The following is an 18,145-nucleotide window of genomic DNA, read 5'->3' as shown; positions in this document are numbered from 1 at the left end:
CAACCCAATGTTGGCGGTTTGCGCGGACCGTCGGCGACGAGACCGATCGGCGAGTGCGTCCGGGCTCTCCAGCCGGTGTGGGTGGCGTCAGCCGCCGACTGCCAAACCGACCTTCTGGAACTCTTTGAGATCGCAGTAACCGGCCTTGGCCATCGATCGGCGCAACCCGCCGACCAGGTTGAGGGTGCCGAACGGGTCGTCGGACGGCCCATTGAGGACCCGCTCCAGCGACGGCCGCTCGCCCATTGCGATCTGCAGCAATGCCCCGCGCGGCAATGACGGGTGCGCGGCGGCGGCCGGCCAGAACCAGCCCTCGCCGAGCGCCTCGGCGGACTCCGCCAGCGGCGTACCCAGCACCACCGCATCGGCGCCACAGGCGATTGCCTTGGCCAGCTCGCCGGAGGTGTGGATGTCGCCATCGGCGAGCACGTGCACGTAGCGGCCGCCGGTCTCATCGAGGTATTCGCGCCGTGCGGCGGCGGCGTCGGCGATCGCGGTGGCCATCGGCACACTGATACCGAGCACCTCGTCGCTGCTGGTCATCCCCTCGGTGGACCCATACCCGACGATGACCCCGGCGGCCCCGGTGCGCATAAGGTGCAGGGCCGTGCGGTGGTCCAGGACGCCACCGGCGACCACCGGGATGTCGAGCTCGGAAATGAAGGTCTTCAGGTTCAGCGGTTCGCCATCGCTGGAAACATGCTCGGCCGAGACTATGGTGCCCTGGATGACCAGCAGGTCGATACCGGCCTGCACCAGCACCGGCGTGAGCGCCTGAGCGTTCTGCGGGCTGACCCGCACCGCGGTGGTCACACCGGCTTCGCGAATCCGTGCCACCGCCGCACCCAGCAGTCCGGGGTCCAGCGGTGCCGCGTGCAGCTCCTGCAGCAGCCGGATCGCCGCCGTCGGCTCGGGTTCCTTGCTGGCGGCCTCGACGAGCTGGGTGATCTTGGCCGCGACGTCGGCATGCCGACCGATCAGACCTTCCCCGTTGAGCACCGCCAGCCCGCCCAGGCGGCCGAGCTCGATGGCGAACTCCGGGGACACCAGGGCGTCGGTCGGGTGGGCCACCACCGGAATTTCGAACCGGTATGCGTCGAGCTGCCAGGCCGTGGAGACGTCCTTGGACGAGCGCGTCCGGCGCGACGGGACGATGCTGATCTCGCTGAGTTCATAGGTGCGACGGGCAGTGCGGCCCATGCCGATTTCAACCATCATCTGCCGTCAGCGTGCGTAGTAGTTGGGCGCTTCGACGGTCATGGCGACGTCGTGCGGATGGCTCTCTTTGAGGCCAGCGGGCGTGATGCGGACAAACTGCGCCTGTTGCAGCACCTCGATGGTGGGCGAGCCCGTGTAGCCCATCGCGGCGCGCAAACCGCCGGTCAACTGGTGGATCACCGAGGCCAGCGGGCCGCGGAACGGCACCCGGCCCTCGATTCCCTCGGGTACCAACTTGTCCTCGCTCAAGGCATCGTCGGCGAAGTAGCGGTCCTTGGAGTAGGACTTCGCCCCGCCCCGGCCCTGCATGGCACCGAGGGAACCCATGCCGCGATAGCTCTTGTATTGCTTGCCGTTGACGAAAATCAGTTCACCGGGCGCCTCGGCGGTACCGGCCAGCAGTGACCCCAGCATGGCCGTCGATGCACCGGCGGCCAGCGCCTTGGCGATGTCACCGGAGTACTGAAGCCCACCGTCGGCGATCACCGGGATGCCCGCCCGCCGGCACACCGCGACCGCTTCCAGGATCGCGGTGATTTGCGGGGCGCCGACACCGGCCACCACCCGGGTGGTGCAGATCGACCCCGGGCCCACGCCAACCTTGACCGCGTCGGCGCCGGCGTCGACCAGGGCCGCGGCCGCCGACCTGGTGGCCACATTGCCGCCGACCACTTCGACCCGCTCACCGACTTCGAGTTTGAGTTTGCTGACCATGTCGAGCACCAGCCTGTTGTGGGCGTGCGCGGTGTCAACGATCAGCACGTCGACCCCGGCGTCCACCAGCATCATGGCGCGGACCCAGGCGTCGCCCCCGACACCGACGGCCGCGCCCACCAGCAGCCGGCCGTCGCTGTCCTTGGTGGCCAGCGGATGTTGCTCGGTCTTGACGAAGTCTTTGACCGTGATCAGCCCGGTCAACCGGCCGCTTCCGTCGACGACCGGCAGTTTCTCGATTTTATGCCGGCGCAACAGGCCCAGGGCCGCCGACGCACTGACCCCCTCCTGCGCGGTGATCAGCGGGGCCTTGGTCATCACCTCGGCGACTTGCTTGGACTGGTCGACCTCGAAGCGCATGTCCCGGTTGGTGATGATGCCCACCAGCGCATCCGCGTCGTCGACCACCGGCAGGCCAGAAATGCGGAACCGGGCACACAACGCGTCTACCTGGGCCAGGGTGTTGTCCGGCCGGCAGGTCACCGGATCGGTGACCATCCCCGCCTCCGAGCGCTTGACCGTCTCGACCTGGCTGGCCTGCTCGGCCACCGGCAGGTTGCGGTGTAGCACCCCCATGCCGCCGGCCCGGGCCAACGCGATCGCCATCCGGGACTCGGTGACGGTGTCCATCGCCGAGCTGACCAGCGGCACCTTGAGCCGGATCTTCTTGGTGAGCTGACTGGACGTGTCAGCGGTGCTGGGCACCACGTCCGAGGCGGCCGGCAGTAGCAAGACGTCGTCGAAAGTCAGCCCGAGCATCGCCACCTTGTGCGGATCGTCGCCGCCGGTGGACACCGAGTCGCCGGACAGGTCCCCAACACGGGCATCGCGCATGTAGGGGCTGTCGAACAGGTCGGAGCTGTCTTCCAAGTGGGACATGCCACGGGACATCGGTGGGGCCTCCATACGCATGGTGGAGTGAAAGACCCATCCTATCGGCTCCCAGACTGTGACCGAGCCGCAGCTTGGGGTGTGGCGCGAGTCCGAAACAGACCGCAAGGCGCGCCCACGCAATTTCTGGCGCGATGGCTGCCTGCCTGCGTAGGCTAGGGAGGTGCGCGACCACCTCCCGCCGGGTTTGCCGCCCGATCCCTTTGCCGACGACCCCTGCGATCCGTCGGCAGCCCTGGAAGCCGTAGAACCCGGCCAGCCGCTGGATCAGCAAGAGCGGATGGCGGTGGAGGCCGATTTGGCCGATCTCGCGGTTTACGAGGCGTTGTTGGCCCACAAGGGAATCCGCGGACTCATGGTGTGCTGCGACGAGTGTCAACAGGATCACTATCACGACTGGGACATGCTGCGCGCGAACCTGCTGCAGTTGTTGATCGACGGCACCGTCCGCCCACACGAGCCGGCCTACGACCCCGAGCCGGATGCTTACGTCACCTGGGATTACTGCCGCGGTTACGCCGATGCCTCGCTCAACGAAGCGACATCCGACGCGGACGGGTTCCACCACCGCTACTGAGCGAGTGTTGCAACGGCTGGAAGCGAGCCGTATCCGCTACTGAGCGCCCCCGCCAGCCCGTCAGGAAACTGGGCCTGCTGGTGCGGGTTCCGCCGGTTCTGGCTGTCCGGACGTTTGAACCACCGGACTTCCCGGGTTGGTCGCGTCGCCGGGTGCTGCCGACTTAGCCGGCCCAGGTGCCGCAGCGCCGGCGGTTGCCGGCGAGCCTGGCGCCACCACAGACGTGTCGGCGGGCGTCTCGCCTGGGACAACCGCCGAAACGGGCGGCGTTGGGACCGACGTGGGTGCTGGACTGGTCGCGGTCGCGCCCGCGGGCGGTACCGATGCCGACGGCTTGGCCCCCGTCGTGGTTGGCGACGCACTGGGCGCCGGTGCCGATTCCGGCGCGCCCGATTCGTTCGGCGGCACGGGCGACACCGTTTCCGGAGCCAGGGGTATCAGCGAGTTGCCCGGAGGAACCTGCGGTGCGAGCACCCCGGTGGGCCCGGACTGTGGCGGCCCGCCAGCTGGCAGAGTCGCATTCGGATCGCGCTTTTCGACCTTGGTGTTGAGCTGATTCAGCTCGTTTAGCAGGTACTGTCGGCGGCTGCCGTCGTTGACGGTCTGCAGGGTGCTGCTGACCTCGGCCAGCTGGCTCTCGGCTTGGTCCCATTGCCCCTGCGCGATCATCTGCTCGGCCTTGGCGAGATCGGCCTTGGCGGACAACATGATCTGTTCTTCAGTGACCCGCGGCTCGTTGAACAGCATCGCGTGCAGGCCGTAGAGCAGGTCGCCGGGACGGGCGTCGGCCACCACGGCGCCAAGCCCGCTCAATGCCAGCAATGTCGCCGCAACCGAGCCGATCGCTGCCCAGGCGCGGCGCGACCGGCGGCGTTCGGAAAGCCCCAGGATCAGCGCATCAACGGCCTCATTCTGCGACACCAGCGCGCTGGCCGGCGGCCAGCGCAGGTCGTCGCGCCATTCGCCCATCAGGGCGGCCAGCGCGTCATCGTCGGGATCGTTGAGGCTGAACCGTTCGCGGCCGGCGAGCGCATCGAGAAGCAGATCGGTGCGAGCCACCTGGTCCAACCCCGGCTGGTCGCCGAGAGCAAATCCAGATTCAGGCATAATAACCCGCCGCGACGATTTCGTCCTTGAGTCGTTGAAGTGCGCGGTGCTGGGCCACCCGGACCGCCCCGGTGGTGCTACCCAAAGCGGCCGCGGTTTCCTCGGCGGACAGACCGACAACCACGCGCAAAATCAGAATTTCACGCTGTTTGGCCGGCAGTATCTCGAGCAATTCGTTCATCCGGGTGACCGAATCGGCCTCGATGGCGAGTTGCTCGGGACCGGCATCGGCGGATCGGCGCTCTGGAACCGATTCGGCCGGGTAGGCAAGATCGCGCCCGGCGGCGCGATGCGCGTCGGCGACCTTGTGTGCCGCGATGCCGTACAGAAAGGCCAAGAAGGGGCGCCCTCGGTCCCGATAGCGCGGCAACGCCGTAATGGTGGCCAAACAGACCTCCTGTGCCACATCATCTGCTGAGAGGCCACTGCGCTCGACCGTGCCGACGCGAGCTCGGCAATACCGCACAACGATCGGACGAATGGTCTCCAGCACCTCCCGAAGCGCGTTCCGGTCTCCTGCCACGGCCTCCGCAACCACAGCGTCGAGACGTTCCCCTTCAATTGTCATCGACGGCGATATCTCCAACGTTACGAACCGGACACATCCCGGGCTAACTAACGGGGCTAGCTAACGGATTGACAATAACGGTCAAACAGCAATTCAAGCGGGACGCCAGGTTCCACCGGCGCGCCACACCTGATCTGCGCAGATATCGCGAATCTCGCGCAACTGACTTACCGGAAGCGTGACGCTTTCGGTATCGATCAGCAAGCAAGCCAGCGCCCAGCGCAGCGGGATCAGCCCCAGCCGTCCGGCATCGTCGAGGGCCGCCTCGCCGATCACGCGCGCTTTGTCGATGACGCCGGCGCTGCATAACGCCGCCGCCAGCACCACATCACTTTTGACCCGGTGCCTGGCCGACGCACCGCCGCTGGCGCGGGCCAGCTCAACCCCCCGCTCGGCAAGGCCCACCGCGGTACGGCCGTCGCCGGAGAACATGGCCAGCTCCGCCCCGACCCAGCAGCGGCGCACCGCCAGCCGGTGGGCCACCTGGGGCGGCAATTGCGCGGCGGCGACGACGGTGTCGGCACGACTCAGTAGCGCCGCCGATGCGGCGAAGCGGCCGACACCCAGCGCGTCGGCAGCAAGGCCCACCAGCGCATCGGTTGCGGCCTCGGGATCGGCACGGGCCAGCGCTAGGGCACGACCGTCCCAACGGCGCGCCCGCGTGTGCCACCCCAGCTGGCGCAGAAATGACGCGTGCGTGCTGTGCGCCAGCGAGGACCAGCGATCGGCCGGCACCCGGCGCCGCAGCAGCGCCAGATCGCTATACGCACTGCCGTAGCGGCCCTGGCCGCCGGCGGCGACGGCACGCAGCCACAGCTGACGCGGCGTGATCGCCGCAGGCAGCGGCCAGCGGTCTGGCCTACTTCCGAACGCGGCATCGTCGAGCGTTGACTCGATCGCCGACGCAACAACCGCGAAGTTTCGGTCGTCGCTCTCGGTGATGCCGGGCCCCACACATGCGCCCATTGATCCCTGAAGTTATCGGAGGTGTTGGCGCCCCGACAATGCCGGCACCCGGGGCGACCGGCGGCGTCCGTGACCTGCGCAACACGACTCACCTGGATGACAAGCGCTCGAGCGAATATGGTAACGGCACGCGGTACGCCTCGAGTGCCGAACAAGACTGTGATATTCGACCATCCACTCGACGCCAATGGTAAAAAGTTTGTGCTTTCCATGTTACGGCAGTATTACTCACAGCTATCTTCAGAATAATTACAGGTAGCTCACAGTAGGCCAGCGACCTGGGGAAATCAGGATATCTAGGTCGTCTTCCTAGCACGCTTTGTCTTCCACAAATGCGAGGCAGATGAACGCGGAGTTAATTCTCATCCAACGCCCAGGTATTTCACGGTCAACGGTGGCTATTGACGGAAATTCGGCAACGCCCCTAGCGTTTACCTTTGTTCGGGTAGTCATCGTTGACGCCTCTGAAAAGTCAGTGCACAACTCGCGAGTCGCGAACATAAAACCTCGGGTGTGCCGTGCAGAGAGGGAATCAGCAATGCCACAGCCAGAGCAGCTACCTGGGCCCAACGCCGACATCTGGAACTGGCAGTTGCAGGGCCTATGCCGCGGTGTCGACTCATCGATGTTCTTCCACCCCGACGGCGAGCGCGGCCGGGCCCGCATGCAACGCGAACAGCGCGCCAAAGAGATGTGCCGGCGCTGCCCGGTGATCGAAGAGTGCCGCTCCCACGCACTCGATGTGGCTGAGCCCTACGGCGTTTGGGGCGGTTTGTCCGAGTCCGAGCGTGACCTGCTGCTCAAGGGCGGCATCGGACGCACTCGGGGGATCCGCCGCACTGCCTGATCGTCCCGGTTCTCCCCCCGGGTTGGCCCGCTATCGCGGCCTGGGCCTACGACGACTGCGTCACGGGCTCGCGATAGATCGTGCGCCCCTCTTTGATGGTCTCGAGGACCGCGATGTCCTTTAACTTCATCGGATCCACGGACAGTGGATTGTTGTCCACGATCACCAGACCGGCGAGCTTGCCCACCGTGATCGAACCCTTGGACTGCTCCTCGGAGTACTGATATGCGGCGTTGATGGTGATCGCCTTCAGCGCCTCGAGCGCTGTTACGCGCTGATCCGCCCCAATGACTTCCCCACCGCGCGAGACGCGATTGACCGCCGTCCACAACACGAACATCTGGTCCAGGGGCGTGACGTTGAAGTCGGTGTGGTTGGTCAGACGTAGCCCCATGTCGATGGCGGCCCGCATCGGGCTGAGGAAATGGGCCTGCTCCTTGCCGCGCAGCCGCACGTGGGTGTCGCCGAAGTAGAACGCGTGCTCGGTGAACAGTGAGGGAATCAGGTTGTACTCGACATACTTCGCGAGCTGATCCCGCCGCACGAACTGGGAATGAATCACCGTGGTGTGGCGGTCTTTGGTGGGGTCATCGGCGGCCGCGTACTCATGCGCGGCCAGCAGGACGTCAATCGCCCCATCTCCGTTGGCGTGGATGTTCAGCGGCAAACCGAGGTCGTAAACCCGTTTGAACCACCCGTTGACGGTCTCCTGTGAGAAGGGCAGCTCGCCGGACCAGTTCTTTTCGCCGCCGGGCCCATCGGCCAGGTAGGGGGTGGTGAAGAACGCGGTTCGGCCCTGCGGCGAGCCGTCGAGAGTGATTTTCACGCCGCCGAGCTTGAGCCGGTTGTGGTACGTCCCGAATGTGTCGGCCGGATTTTCCGGCAGTACCTCGTCGAGTTCGAGGATGAACGGGTACGCGATGACGTCAATGAGGTCGGCCCCACCGGCGGCCGCCCGCCGCAGCAAGGCAACGTCGGCCGCGTGGGTCAATCCCTCGTGCGCGGTGGTGATACCGACCGCCGCGTACAGCAGTTGACCGGCAATGCTCCATTGCACCTCTTGCTCCGGCGTGGGCTTGGGCAGCGAAGCGAAAATCGGCAGGAACGCGGTTTCCATGATCAGGCCGTCGGGTTCGGTGGAACCTTCCTTGCGCACGATCACCCCGCCCGGCGGCGTTTCGGTGTCCGCCGAGATGCCAAACTTTTGCATCGCCGCGGAATTGAGCACGGCCCCGTGCAGGGATACGTGCCCGACCAGCACCGGGTTGTTCGGGAAGACCGCGTCGAGGTCTTCGCGATGCAGCGTGCGCCCATCGGGCATGACCGTCTCGTCATATCCGTAGGCCATGATGATCTCGCCGTCGGCAATGTCGCGCGCGTCCCGGAACTTCTTGAGCTCCGCGACAATCGCCTCGACATCTGCCGCCGGGCCGGCTGGCGGTGCGAACACGTTGACCTGGTTGGCCACCGTCAGTGCATTCATGTAGTGGCTGTGCGGGTCGATGAATCCCGGTAGCAAGGTATTTCCGGCAAGATCGACGCGCCGTGTGTGCGGCCCCAGATGTTCGCGGACCACATCGTCGTGGGCCCCGACCGCAACGATGCGCCCATCCTTGACCGCGACCGCTTCGACTGTTGGCTGCTCATCGTCAACTGTGACGATGTCACCGTTGGTGTAGATGGCATCGGCGTCACCGGTCACGTAGACCCCCTCTTGATTGCCGTCATCCTACTGCGGCCTTGAACAACACGCGCAACATCGGTTACTTCATCTGTCCAGCGGTCAAGGCCGACCATGTTGTGGCACAAGGCATTACCTGGCAGACAACCTCGCCCCGAGACGCCACCGACACTCGGGGAAACCGTCCACCCACAACTCTCATTAGAGCTGACCGCCAACCTGGGTCCGGCCTGGCGCAAAGACGAAAATCCGAGCTGACATCGCGGTGGCGGTCCTAGCATTCCTGGCGGATTGCGATTCCACGGCGGCCTGGTCGCCGCCGGAGCAGCAAACGATACGGGCAGGGGCCGACCATGACGAGCTTTGCGATGTTGCCACCCGAGGTCAATTCCTTGCGGATGTTCACCGGTGCGGGTTCGGCACCGATGCTCAACGCCGCGACCGCCTGGGACAGCATGGCCTCGGAGCTGGGTGTGGCGGCATCGTCATTTTCGTCGGTGACCTCCGGATTGGCCGGAGATGCCTGGCAAGGCGCAGCCAGCGCGGCGATGACGGCCGCGGCCAGCTCCTATGCGAAATTGTTGGGCGCGGCCTCGACCCGAGCCGCCGCGGCGGCCACCCAGGCCAAGGCGGTGGCCGGTGTGTTCGAGGACGCGCGCGCGGCGATGGTCCATCCGTTGGCCGTGGCGGCCAACCGCAGCGCGTTCCTCAAGTTGGTTCAGTCAAATTGGCTGGGGCTCAACGCACCGGCCATCATGGCCACCGAGGGCCACTACGAGCAGATGTGGGCCCAGGACGTGGCCACGATGGCCGGCTACCACGCCGGGGTGTCGTCAGCGGCAGCCGCGTTGCCCGGCGGTCTACAGCAGCTGCTGAAAACCCTGCCCAACCTGGGTATCGGAAACATCGGCAACGCAAACATCGGCAACGGAAACAGCGGTGTGGGAAACACCCCGATCACACCTGGAATCGCGGGCAACTACAACATCGGCGGCGGAAACAACGGCAACTTCAACTTCGGCTTCGGCAACAAGGGCGACGGGAACATCGGCTTCGGCAACGGCGGCCCGGCCAACCTGTCGAGACTAAACCCGTTCGCCCTGCAACCGGCGCCGGGCAACAACAACGTCGGCATGGGCAACACCGGCAACAACAACTTCGGCCTGGGCAACCTCGGCGACGGCAACTACAGCAATAACAACATCGGGCTCGGCCTGCTGGGCAGCAATTTGGTCGGCGTCGGCGGTGCCTACTACGACACGGCCGCCGGCCAGTTCCATTTCGACGGCCTGAACACGGGCAGCGGCAACATCGGCATCGGGAATTCGGGCAACAACAACATCGGCTTCTTCAACTCCGGCGACGGCAACATCGGCGCCTTCAGCTCGGGCACCAACAGCGTTCTGCCGGGTCACCTCAACAGCTTTGGCGTCGGGAACTCCGGCATCGGCAACTTCGGCGTCGGGAACGCGGGCGCGGGAAACTTCGGCGCCGGAAACTCCGGCCTGCTGAACACCGGGGTCGGGAACGCCGGCTCGATTGATACCGGCGCGTTTAATGGGAACAACCTCAACACGGGCTTTTTGAACTCGGGCAAGACAAACACCGGCTTTGGGAACTCCGGCCACGAGAACACCGGCTTTTGGAATTCGGGCGACGTGAACACCGGCGTCGGGGCCACCACCGATAGCGGCCTGGCTACCTCAGGGTTCGGCAACACCGGCAAGGTCGGAATCTCGGGCTTCGGAAACACGGCCACCGGCGGTTTCCGCAGCGGCGACATGTCGGGCTTCTTCAACACTGCCGCGGGGGGCTCCAGCTATACCGGAGTCAGCTCGGGCTTTTTCAATACCGGTCTCACCGACCCCATAGGCCCCTTTGCCAGCGGTGTGCTCAGCGGCTTCAACTCGGGCATTTTCAACACCGGCATCGCCGTGTCGGGTTTATTCAGCCTCAGTCAGCTGGCGCGATGATCGGATTGACCCGGGCGCCGGACTGCGACCCCACGCATTGCACCGCGAGCAGATCTTCGAACTTGGCGGTGTCTAGCCGGCGGGACCCATACGGAGGCGCATCTCCGGCGCCGACTTGGACGACAACCCTGGCCGGTATCGGGACGAACTTCGTCTCCCACCCTGCACAACCCGCCGGCGCGGCCGCGCAAACTCACCTTGTTGCGCACCCTTGCCCGGCGACCGGATGGAGCAGCCTCTCTCGACGAGTCATGTTGTGGCGCGAGGGGTTACCCGGAAATCCGCGGAAGCGCTCGAAGGCCGGGCCGACCCGGCCGGCGCCCCGCGAAGCCTCAGGTGGGCGTCGCATCAAGGGGTGCCATTTGCTCGCCCGTGGGCGCGCGCTCAACATAATTGACGTGCCAGATCGACCGATCAACCTTGATCGGAATTCTGGCCAAAAGGCCAATATCGAAGAAGACAACGTCGTAGCATTCGTGGCGAATTGCTCGATTGCACGGCGACACAGTCGCTTCCAGAGCAGCAAACGCTACAGGTAGGGGTCTACCATGACGAACTTTGCAATGTTGCCGCCGGAGATCAATTCATCCTTGATGTTCTCCGGTGCCGGATCGGCCCCGATGCTTGATGCGGCCGCGGCCTGGGAGGGCCTGGCCTCCGAGCTCGGCACGGCGGCATCATCGTTCTCATCGGTGACCTCGGGCTTAGTCAGCGACGCGTGGCAGGGCGCGGCCTCGGCGGCGATGAACGCCGTGGCCACCCCGTACGCGCAGTTCTTGAGCGCGGCGTCAACCCAAGCCGCGGGGGCAGCCTCCCAGGCCAAGGCCGTGGCCGGAGCGTTTGAGGTCGCGCGCGCCGCGATGATTAATCCGCTGGAGGTGCTGGCCAACCGCAACGTGTTCGTCCAGCTGATTCGAACCAACTTGTTCGGGCTCAATGCGCCCGCAATCATGGCCGCCGAGGGCCAGTACGAGCAGATGTGGGCCCAGGATGTCGCCGCGATGGTCGGCTACCACGGCGGGGCGTCATCCGCGGCGGCAAGCCTGCCGAGCGGGTTGCAGCAGATACTGCAGAGCCTGCCGAACCTGGGGCTGGGCAACAAGGGCAATGCGAACCTCGGTAGCGGCAACACCGGGATCGGCAACATCGGCGTCGGCAACAGCGGCGAGGGAAACAGCGCACTGGTGCCCCCGCAGTCGGGGAACTACAACATCGGCGGCGGAAACAACGGCAACAACAACCTCGGCGCCGGAAACATCGGCAACTTCAACTTTGGCTTCGGCAATAACGGGACCGGTAACTTCGGCTTCGGCAACGCCGGCCCCGCAGACCTCTCCAATCCCAACCTGTTCACCTTCCACGTGACGCCGGGCGAGAACAACATCGGTATCGGTAATACCGGCAACGGCAACTTCGGCCTCGGCAACACCGGAGACGGCAATATCGGCGGCGGCAATACCGGTATTGGCAACATCGGGTTCGGACTCAATGGCAACAATTTGGTCGGTGTCGGGGGCGCGTATTACGACACGGCGGCCGGCCAGTTCCACTTCGACGGCCTGAACACGGGTAGCGGCAACATCGGAATTGGTAACTCGGGCAGTAACAACATCGGCTTCTTCAACTCCGGCGACGGCAACATCGGCGCCTTCAGCTCGGGCACCAATTCGGTGTTCCCGGGCCAGCTCAACAGCTTTGGCGTCGGCAACTCCGGCACCGGCAACCTCGGTTCGGGAACGCGGGCAGCGGAAACGCCGGCTTCGGCAACAGCGGCTTGCTCAACACCGGCTTCGGCAACGCGGGCTCAATCAATACCGGCGGATTCAACGGGAACAACCTCAACACGGGCTTCTTGAACTCGGGCGAGGTCAACACGGGCATCGGCAACTCGGGCCACATCAACACCGGATTCCTGAACGCGGGCAATGTCAACACCGGCATCGGTAACGCCACCGACGCCGGCGAGGTCGGCCTCACCGCAACGGATAGCTCGGGATTCTTCAACACCGGTTACGGCGTCTCAGGATTCGGAAACGCGGCAGACGAGAGCAGCTATGGTCACGGCGTCTCGGGCTTTGGAAACACCGCGGTCGGAACGGCATTCGAGGTTGGCGTCAGTTCGGGCTTCTTCAACACCGGCTACTCGGAGGCCATCGGCCCCTTCGCGCTGGGTCAGGTCAGTGGCTTCAACTCTGGCTTCTTCAACTGGGGCACCGCCAACTCGGGCCTGTTCAGCCTCAGCAAGCTGGCCATCAAGTCCTGATCCCGGTTCCGGGTAGCTAAGAGCCCGCACCCGCCTCGGTTCGACGAGATCGCGGCAGGCGGCCGTCAACGCACGCGCATAACCCGGCGGCAGCCGCCGACATCACCGTGCACCGCCGCGCACACTTCTGCACCACCCATACCCGCAATTTGGTCGCTTTTGCACCTTGGTAGGCGGCGCTGGGCCGTTGATCATGGAGAGCATCAAGCACTTCACCGGGCGACGGAACCCGGTCGGACCAGATAGCGACAGAAAGAGAACCCCGATGAGGAACTTTCAACGACGCGGCGCCGCGATCGCCGCATGCGCGTTCGCATTCGCTGCGGCGCCGGTGATCGGACTCGGCACACCGGCGATCAGCCGGGCCGATGACCACAACTGCATGTCGGGGTGGACCTGGGACAACGTGGCGCAACAATGCGTGATCAGCCCGGTGCCCGCAACCACGGCGCCTGCCCAAAATGGGCCGCCGCCGCCAGGCACCCCGGGCGGCGTGTACGGACCCGGTGGATGGGGTGGCCCCGGAGGACCTGGTGGACCTCCCGCCCCCGGCGAACCGTATGGACCGTATGGGCCCCAAGTTGGCGCGCCCGGAACCCCGGGGTGGCCCGGCGGAATCGCAGGACCCACCGCCGCCGGCGGGCACGCCGGGATGGGCGGGATCGGCGGAATGGACGGAATGGGTGGGATGGGACGACGCTAGTCGTCCCAGCTCCCCCTCCCCCGAAACCAGAATCGCCTAGGGCGTGTCTGCTTAATGTGAATGGTGTTTTGGCTGATGCTGTTTGGGTGATGCGGACGCATGCGATTTCTGATGATTTGTGGTCGCTGATCGTGGCGGTGTTGCCTGCGGGGCGGCGGCGTGGCCGGCCGTGGAACGATCATCGACGTACTCTGGAGGGCATTATCTGGCGTTACCGTACGGGATCTCCGTGGTGTGACCTGCCCGAGCACTTCGGTCCCTGGCAATCGGTGGCCGAGAGGCATCTACGCTGGTCGGTCGATGGCATCTACGCGCGGATCTTCGCGGCGATCGCCTCTGACCTCGACGCCGAGGACGCCGACCTGGGCGCACTGTTGTCGGTCGATTCGACCAGTGTGCGCGCCCACCAACACGCAGCCGGAGCGCGCCCCGGGCGCCGCACAGGGGGATCTGTCGAATTACAAGAAATATCTCGATGAGCCCGATGACCACGCCATTGGGCGTTCCCGCGGCGGGCTGACTACCAAGATCCACGCCTTGACCGACCAGCTGTGCAGTCCGGTCACCCTGGCACTGTCGGCCGGTCAAGCCGGTGATAATCCGATGCTTTGGCCACTGCTGGCCGCCCGGTGCAGCAACTCATACGCCCCGTTTCACCTGCTGGCGGACAAGGCGTACTCCCATGACTCGACGCGGGCACAGCTGCGCCGGCTCAAGATCGCCCATACCATCCCCGAGCGCAGCGACCAGATCACCCGCCGCAAAGCCAAAGGCCGCAACGGAGGACGGCCTCCGGGGTTCTCAGGCCGAATCTACAAGCACCGTAACACCGTCGAGCGAAGCTTCAACCGGCTCAAACACTGGCGCGCGGTCGCCACCTGCTACGACAAATACGCCCTGACCTACCTCGGCGGTGTCACCCTGGCCGCCATCATCACCTACCACCGCGTCCGCAATTAGCAGACAGGACCTAGGCGGGCGGATTGCCGCGCCACTGCAGCGCTTCGAGGGCGACGGCAACATGCACGCTGCTGTGGTCCAAAGGCCGAGGCAACAGTTGCTGAGCGCGGTCGAGTCGGCGCAGCAGGGTGTTGCGATGCGTGTAGAGCACCTTGGTGGTGCGCCCGATGCTGCACTGCTCATTGACGAAGGTCAGCACCGTCTTGTGCAGCTCAGCACCGGCCGACTCGAAATCCCCGAGCGTGTTCTTGATGAAATCATTTGTGGCTTCGGGGTTTTGTGCAATCAAAGCGATCAACTGGATATCGGCAAACAACGCGACTCGCTGGCGAGAATTCAGCCCGGCCACCATCCGCTGGGTGGTTAGCGCCTCCAGATGGCTGCGCCGGAAGCCCTCGATTCCCGTCGCGGCGGCGCCGATGGCGATTCGCGCTCCGGGAACGTCTCGGACCGCCTGCTCAACCTGCTCGACGTCAAGGGTGGTGTTGGCCGCATTGGCCACCCACACCCAACGGGTTGCCGCGCCGGCGATCACGGTCAGCGGCCGCGCGAACCCGGCGGCACGGCCGAAGGCGTCGACGACCCGGTCGAGCCGATTCAGGTCGCCATCGGGCTCGTCACTCCAGATGACGGCGGCGGTATGTGTGCGGTTGAGCGCGTATCCCCAATCGAACCTCGGCGCGCTGGCGGCTGATCGGCGCACCGTCGAGGATCAAAGCGGTGACTTCGCGTCGTTCGGCGTGTGTGCCGCGAGCCAGTTCGTCGCGTTCGCGCTGCATCTGGGCGGCGATGCCGGCAGAGGTGGCCTCGACGAACTCGCTGATCGACCGGTAGGTCACCTCGAACAGCTCGCGCAGTTCGTCGGGATCGCTGGTTAACCCAAAAGCGACGCCCATCCACAACCGCCAGCCCACCGTTTGCGCGATCCGAAACGTGAACGGGTCCAGGCCGCGGCGCACCATGTCACGGGCAATGCTTAGCGGCTCGGGGCCGAGATTGGGCGCGACCGGAGCACCGGGGTTGCTCACGTTGGCCGCGGCCCAGTGAATCAGGCTGGAGCGGATGCTGCGGCGGGTCGCCTCGGCCAGGACGGGATCATCGGCAATGGCGGGGTTGGCCGCCATGGTCACCCGGTCGTACTCGTCCAACCATTGCTGAGAACCGTCCAGTACGGCTTTCGCCACCTGCCGGATCAGCTCACCCACCCGCGGGGACGGACCTTGCCACAGCACTCACTCACGGTAGCCCGCGGGCGCACACTTCTGCACCATCGAGCACCTAGATTTGACTGTTTTGTGCATGGCCGGTTAGCCGCGGTTCAGCCAGCCCGCGACACTTAAACCTCCGCGACAACACGCCGTAGATGCTCGCAAGGGATTAAGTCTCGCGTGCCCGAGGCAATCTCACGTGAGCGCCCCTTCAGCCTCAGACACGAAAACACCCCCGGCCGCGAAGGACCGGGGGTGTTTCGGATGCCTGCGGCTAGTGCGCGTGGCCGTGATGGCCGTGGCCATCGTCTTCTGGCTCGGCCGGCTTGTCGACAATCGCCGTCTCGGTGGTCAGCACCATACGTGCCACCGATGACGCGTTGAGCACTGCCGAGCGAGTCACCTTGACCGGGTCGACGATGCCGTCGGCAGCCAAGTCGCCGTAGGTCAGGGTGGCCGCGTTCAGACCGTGTCCGGCCGGAAGCTCGCTGACCTTGTTGACCACGACCGAACAGTCCAGACCGGCGTTGGTGGCAATCCAGTACAGCGGCGCGGCCAGTGCCTCGGAGAACACGTCCACGCCGACCGCCTCATCGCCCGACAACGACGCACGCAAGTCCTTGAGCGCGTTGCGAGCCTGGATCAGGGCGGACCCGCCCCCGGCCACGATGCCCTCCTCGACGGCAGCCTTGGCCGCCGCGACCGCGTCCTCGACGCTTTCCTTGCGCTTCTTGAGCTCGGTCTCGGTGGCGGCACCAACCTTGATGACGGCCACGCCGCCGGCCAGCTTGGCCAGCCGCTCGCCCAGCTTCTCGCGGTCCCACTCGGAGTCACTTCTGTCGATCTCGGAGCGCAGCAGATTCACCCGCGCCTCGACCGCTTCCGGGGCACCGCCGCCGTCGACGATGATGGTGTCGTCCTTGCTGACCAGGACGCGCCGCGCCGAGCCCATCACCTCCAGCCCCACCTCCCGCAGCACCAGGCCGGCGTCGGGGTTGACCACCTCAGCGCCGGTCACCGCGGCCAGGTCCTGCAGGAAGGCCTTGCGCCGGTCGCCGAAGTAGGGCGACTTGACCGCGATCGCCTTCAGCGTCTTGCGAATGGAGTTCACAACCAGGGTCGCCAACGCCTCGCCCTCGATGTCCTCGGCGATGATCATCAACGGCTTGCCCGATTCGGCGACCTTCTCCAGCAACGGCAGCAGGTCGGGCAGCGAGCTGATCTTGTCCTGGTGCAGCAGGATCAGCGGGTCTTCGAGAACGGCCTGCTGAGCGTCGAAGTCGGTGACGAAGTAGGCCGAGAGGTATCCCTTGTCGAAACCGACACCCTCGGTGAACTCCAGCTCGGTGCCCAGCGTCGAGGATTCTTCGACACTGACCACACCGTCGTGGCCGACCTTGCTCATCGCCTCGCCAACCAGATCACCGATCAGCTGGTCGCGCGAGGAGACCGTGGCGACCTGCGCGATGGCGTCCTTGCCCGACACCGGCGTGGCCGAGGCAAGCAGGGCCTCCGACACCGCGTCGGCGGCCTTGCCGATTCCCGAACCCAGCGCGATCGGGTTGATTCCGGCGGCGACCAACCGCAGGCCGGTCTTGACCAGCGCCTGGGCCAGCACCGTCGCGGTGGTGGTGCCGTCGCCGGCGACATCGTTGGTCTTGGTGGCCACCGACTTCACCAGCTGGGCGCCCAGGTTCTCGAACGGGTCTTCCAGGTCGATGTCACGGGCCACGGTGACGCCGTCGTTGGTGACGGTGGGGCCACCGAACGACTTGGCCAGCACCACATGCCGACCACGCGGGCCCAACGTCACCCGCACCGTGTCGGCGAGCTTGTCCACGCCCGCCTCCATGGCGCGGCGCGCAGTTTCGTCGTACTCAATCAGCTTGCTCATCAGGCTCCTTATGCCCAGCTAGTCCGCTAACGCATGCCGCCCCGGAAATCACCCGCGCTTGAACACGGGGATCGCCGGGGCGGTACACGGGGTTACTTGGAAACGACAGCCAGCACGTCGCGCGCCGACAGGATCAGGTACTCCTCGCCGCCGTACTTGATCTCGGTGCCGCCGTACTTGCTGTAGATGACGGTGTCACCCTCTGCCACGTCCAGCGGGATCCGCTTCTCGCCGTCCTCGTCCCAGCGGCCGGGGCCGACTGCGACGACGGTGCCCTCCTGGGGCTTCTCCTTGGCGGTGTCAGGAATGACCAGACCGGACGCGGTCGTGGTCTCGGCCTCGTTGGCCTGCACGAGAATCTTGTCCTCGAGTGGCTTGATGTTCACCTTCGCCACGATTGGAGCCCTCCACTAATTCGATCGGATCCGGTGCTGTCGCCCCGGATTATCTTGATTCGGATCCGGGACTATTCGCCCGGACCGGAGTTTTCGGCCGGTCCGGGGCGCGCCCCGAACCGTCCGAATTATCAGGTGATTCGGCATCCGTCCGTGCCCTCGCGTCGTCGTCGCGGGTGC

General features: G+C 65.5%; 12 protein-coding genes and 3 pseudogenes. 5 read left to right on the top strand and 10 right to left on the bottom strand.

Annotation, left to right across the window (positions count from 1 at the left end):
• Positions 1 to 87: 87 nt before the first annotated feature.
• Together G6N41_RS13360 and guaB are read right to left on the bottom strand one after the other, a co-directional pair.
• Complete coding sequence (locus G6N41_RS13360; RefSeq protein ID WP_012393022.1) at positions 88 to 1,215, bottom strand: GuaB3 family IMP dehydrogenase-related protein; 1,128 nt, start codon at positions 1,213 to 1,215, stop codon at positions 88 to 90.
• A 9-nt stretch (positions 1,216 to 1,224) separates the two neighbouring features.
• Positions 1,225 to 2,823, bottom strand: coding sequence for an IMP dehydrogenase (gene guaB, locus G6N41_RS13355; RefSeq protein ID WP_198967595.1), 1,599 nt, complete (start codon positions 2,821 to 2,823; stop codon positions 1,225 to 1,227).
• Positions 2,824 to 2,986: 163 nt separating this feature from the next.
• Between guaB and G6N41_RS13350 the strand changes: the two genes are divergently transcribed.
• Positions 2,987 to 3,400 (top strand): DUF5319 domain-containing protein, encoded by a 414-nt coding sequence (locus tag G6N41_RS13350; protein ID WP_198967594.1) that lies wholly within the window; start codon positions 2,987 to 2,989, stop codon positions 3,398 to 3,400.
• Between the two features lie 60 nt (positions 3,401 to 3,460).
• Here the strand turns inward: G6N41_RS13350 and G6N41_RS13345 are convergent, their stop codons facing one another.
• The 3 genes from G6N41_RS13345 to G6N41_RS13335 form a co-directional block, all read right to left on the bottom strand.
• Entirely contained in the window at positions 3,461 to 4,507 is a 1,047-nt protein-coding gene (locus tag G6N41_RS13345; RefSeq protein WP_198967593.1) for an anti-sigma-D factor RsdA, read from the bottom strand.
• The gene (gene sigD / locus G6N41_RS13340) at positions 4,500 to 5,075 is read right to left on the bottom strand and encodes an ECF RNA polymerase sigma factor SigD (RefSeq protein ID WP_198967592.1); all 576 of its coding nucleotides are present in this window, start codon (positions 5,073 to 5,075) and stop codon (positions 4,500 to 4,502) included. Before sigD ends, G6N41_RS13345 begins: the two co-directional genes overlap by 8 nt.
• 93 nt (positions 5,076 to 5,168) lie before the next feature.
• Entirely contained in the window at positions 5,169 to 6,029 is an 861-nt protein-coding gene (locus G6N41_RS13335; protein ID WP_020732012.1) for a hypothetical protein, read from the bottom strand.
• Positions 6,030 to 6,579: 550 nt separating this feature from the next.
• On the opposite strand from G6N41_RS13335, the gene G6N41_RS13330 reads away from it, so the two are divergent.
• Positions 6,580 to 6,888, top strand: coding sequence for a WhiB family transcriptional regulator (locus G6N41_RS13330; protein WP_198967591.1), 309 nt, complete (start codon positions 6,580 to 6,582; stop codon positions 6,886 to 6,888).
• Between the two features lie 46 nt (positions 6,889 to 6,934).
• Here the strand turns inward: G6N41_RS13330 and G6N41_RS13325 are convergent, their stop codons facing one another.
• A complete protein-coding gene (locus G6N41_RS13325) occupies positions 6,935 to 8,590 on the bottom strand; it encodes an amidohydrolase (RefSeq protein WP_198967590.1) in 1,656 nt (551 codons plus the stop codon).
• Positions 8,591 to 8,922: 332 nt separating this feature from the next.
• Here G6N41_RS13325 and G6N41_RS13320 point away from each other — a divergent pair, with 332 nt between their 5' ends.
• Positions 8,923 to 10,542, top strand: a complete 1,620-nt coding sequence (locus G6N41_RS13320) for a PPE family protein (protein ID WP_198967589.1) — start codon at positions 8,923 to 8,925, stop codon at positions 10,540 to 10,542.
• Between the two features lie 548 nt (positions 10,543 to 11,090).
• Positions 11,091 to 12,805, top strand: a pseudogene (locus tag G6N41_RS13315) (PPE domain-containing protein).
• A 276-nt stretch (positions 12,806 to 13,081) separates the two neighbouring features.
• Here the strand turns inward: G6N41_RS13315 and G6N41_RS13310 are convergent.
• Complete coding sequence (locus tag G6N41_RS13310) at positions 13,082 to 13,252, bottom strand: hypothetical protein (RefSeq protein ID WP_198967588.1); 171 nt, start codon at positions 13,250 to 13,252, stop codon at positions 13,082 to 13,084.
• Between the two features lie 342 nt (positions 13,253 to 13,594).
• Here G6N41_RS13310 and G6N41_RS13305 point away from each other — a divergent pair.
• Positions 13,595 to 14,468, top strand: a pseudogene (locus tag G6N41_RS13305) (IS5 family transposase).
• Positions 14,469 to 14,478: 10 nt separating this feature from the next.
• Here the strand turns inward: G6N41_RS13305 and G6N41_RS13300 are convergent.
• From G6N41_RS13300 to groES, 3 genes and pseudogenes are all read right to left on the bottom strand, one after another.
• Positions 14,479 to 15,700 (bottom strand): annotated as a pseudogene (locus tag G6N41_RS13300) (Rv1453 family transcriptional regulator).
• Between the two features lie 250 nt (positions 15,701 to 15,950).
• Positions 15,951 to 17,570, bottom strand: coding sequence for a chaperonin GroEL (groL, locus tag G6N41_RS13295; RefSeq protein WP_198967587.1), 1,620 nt, complete (start codon positions 17,568 to 17,570; stop codon positions 15,951 to 15,953).
• Between the two features lie 92 nt (positions 17,571 to 17,662).
• The gene (groES, locus tag G6N41_RS13290) at positions 17,663 to 17,965 is read right to left on the bottom strand and encodes a co-chaperone GroES (RefSeq protein WP_011739140.1); all 303 of its coding nucleotides are present in this window, start codon (positions 17,963 to 17,965) and stop codon (positions 17,663 to 17,665) included.
• Positions 17,966 to 18,145: the final 180 nt, after the last annotated feature.

The organism is Mycobacterium shottsii (assembly GCF_010728525.1).
GTDB lineage: Bacteria > Actinomycetota > Actinomycetes > Mycobacteriales > Mycobacteriaceae > Mycobacterium > Mycobacterium marinum.
This window is presented reverse-complemented; position numbering and strand designations above follow the sequence as displayed.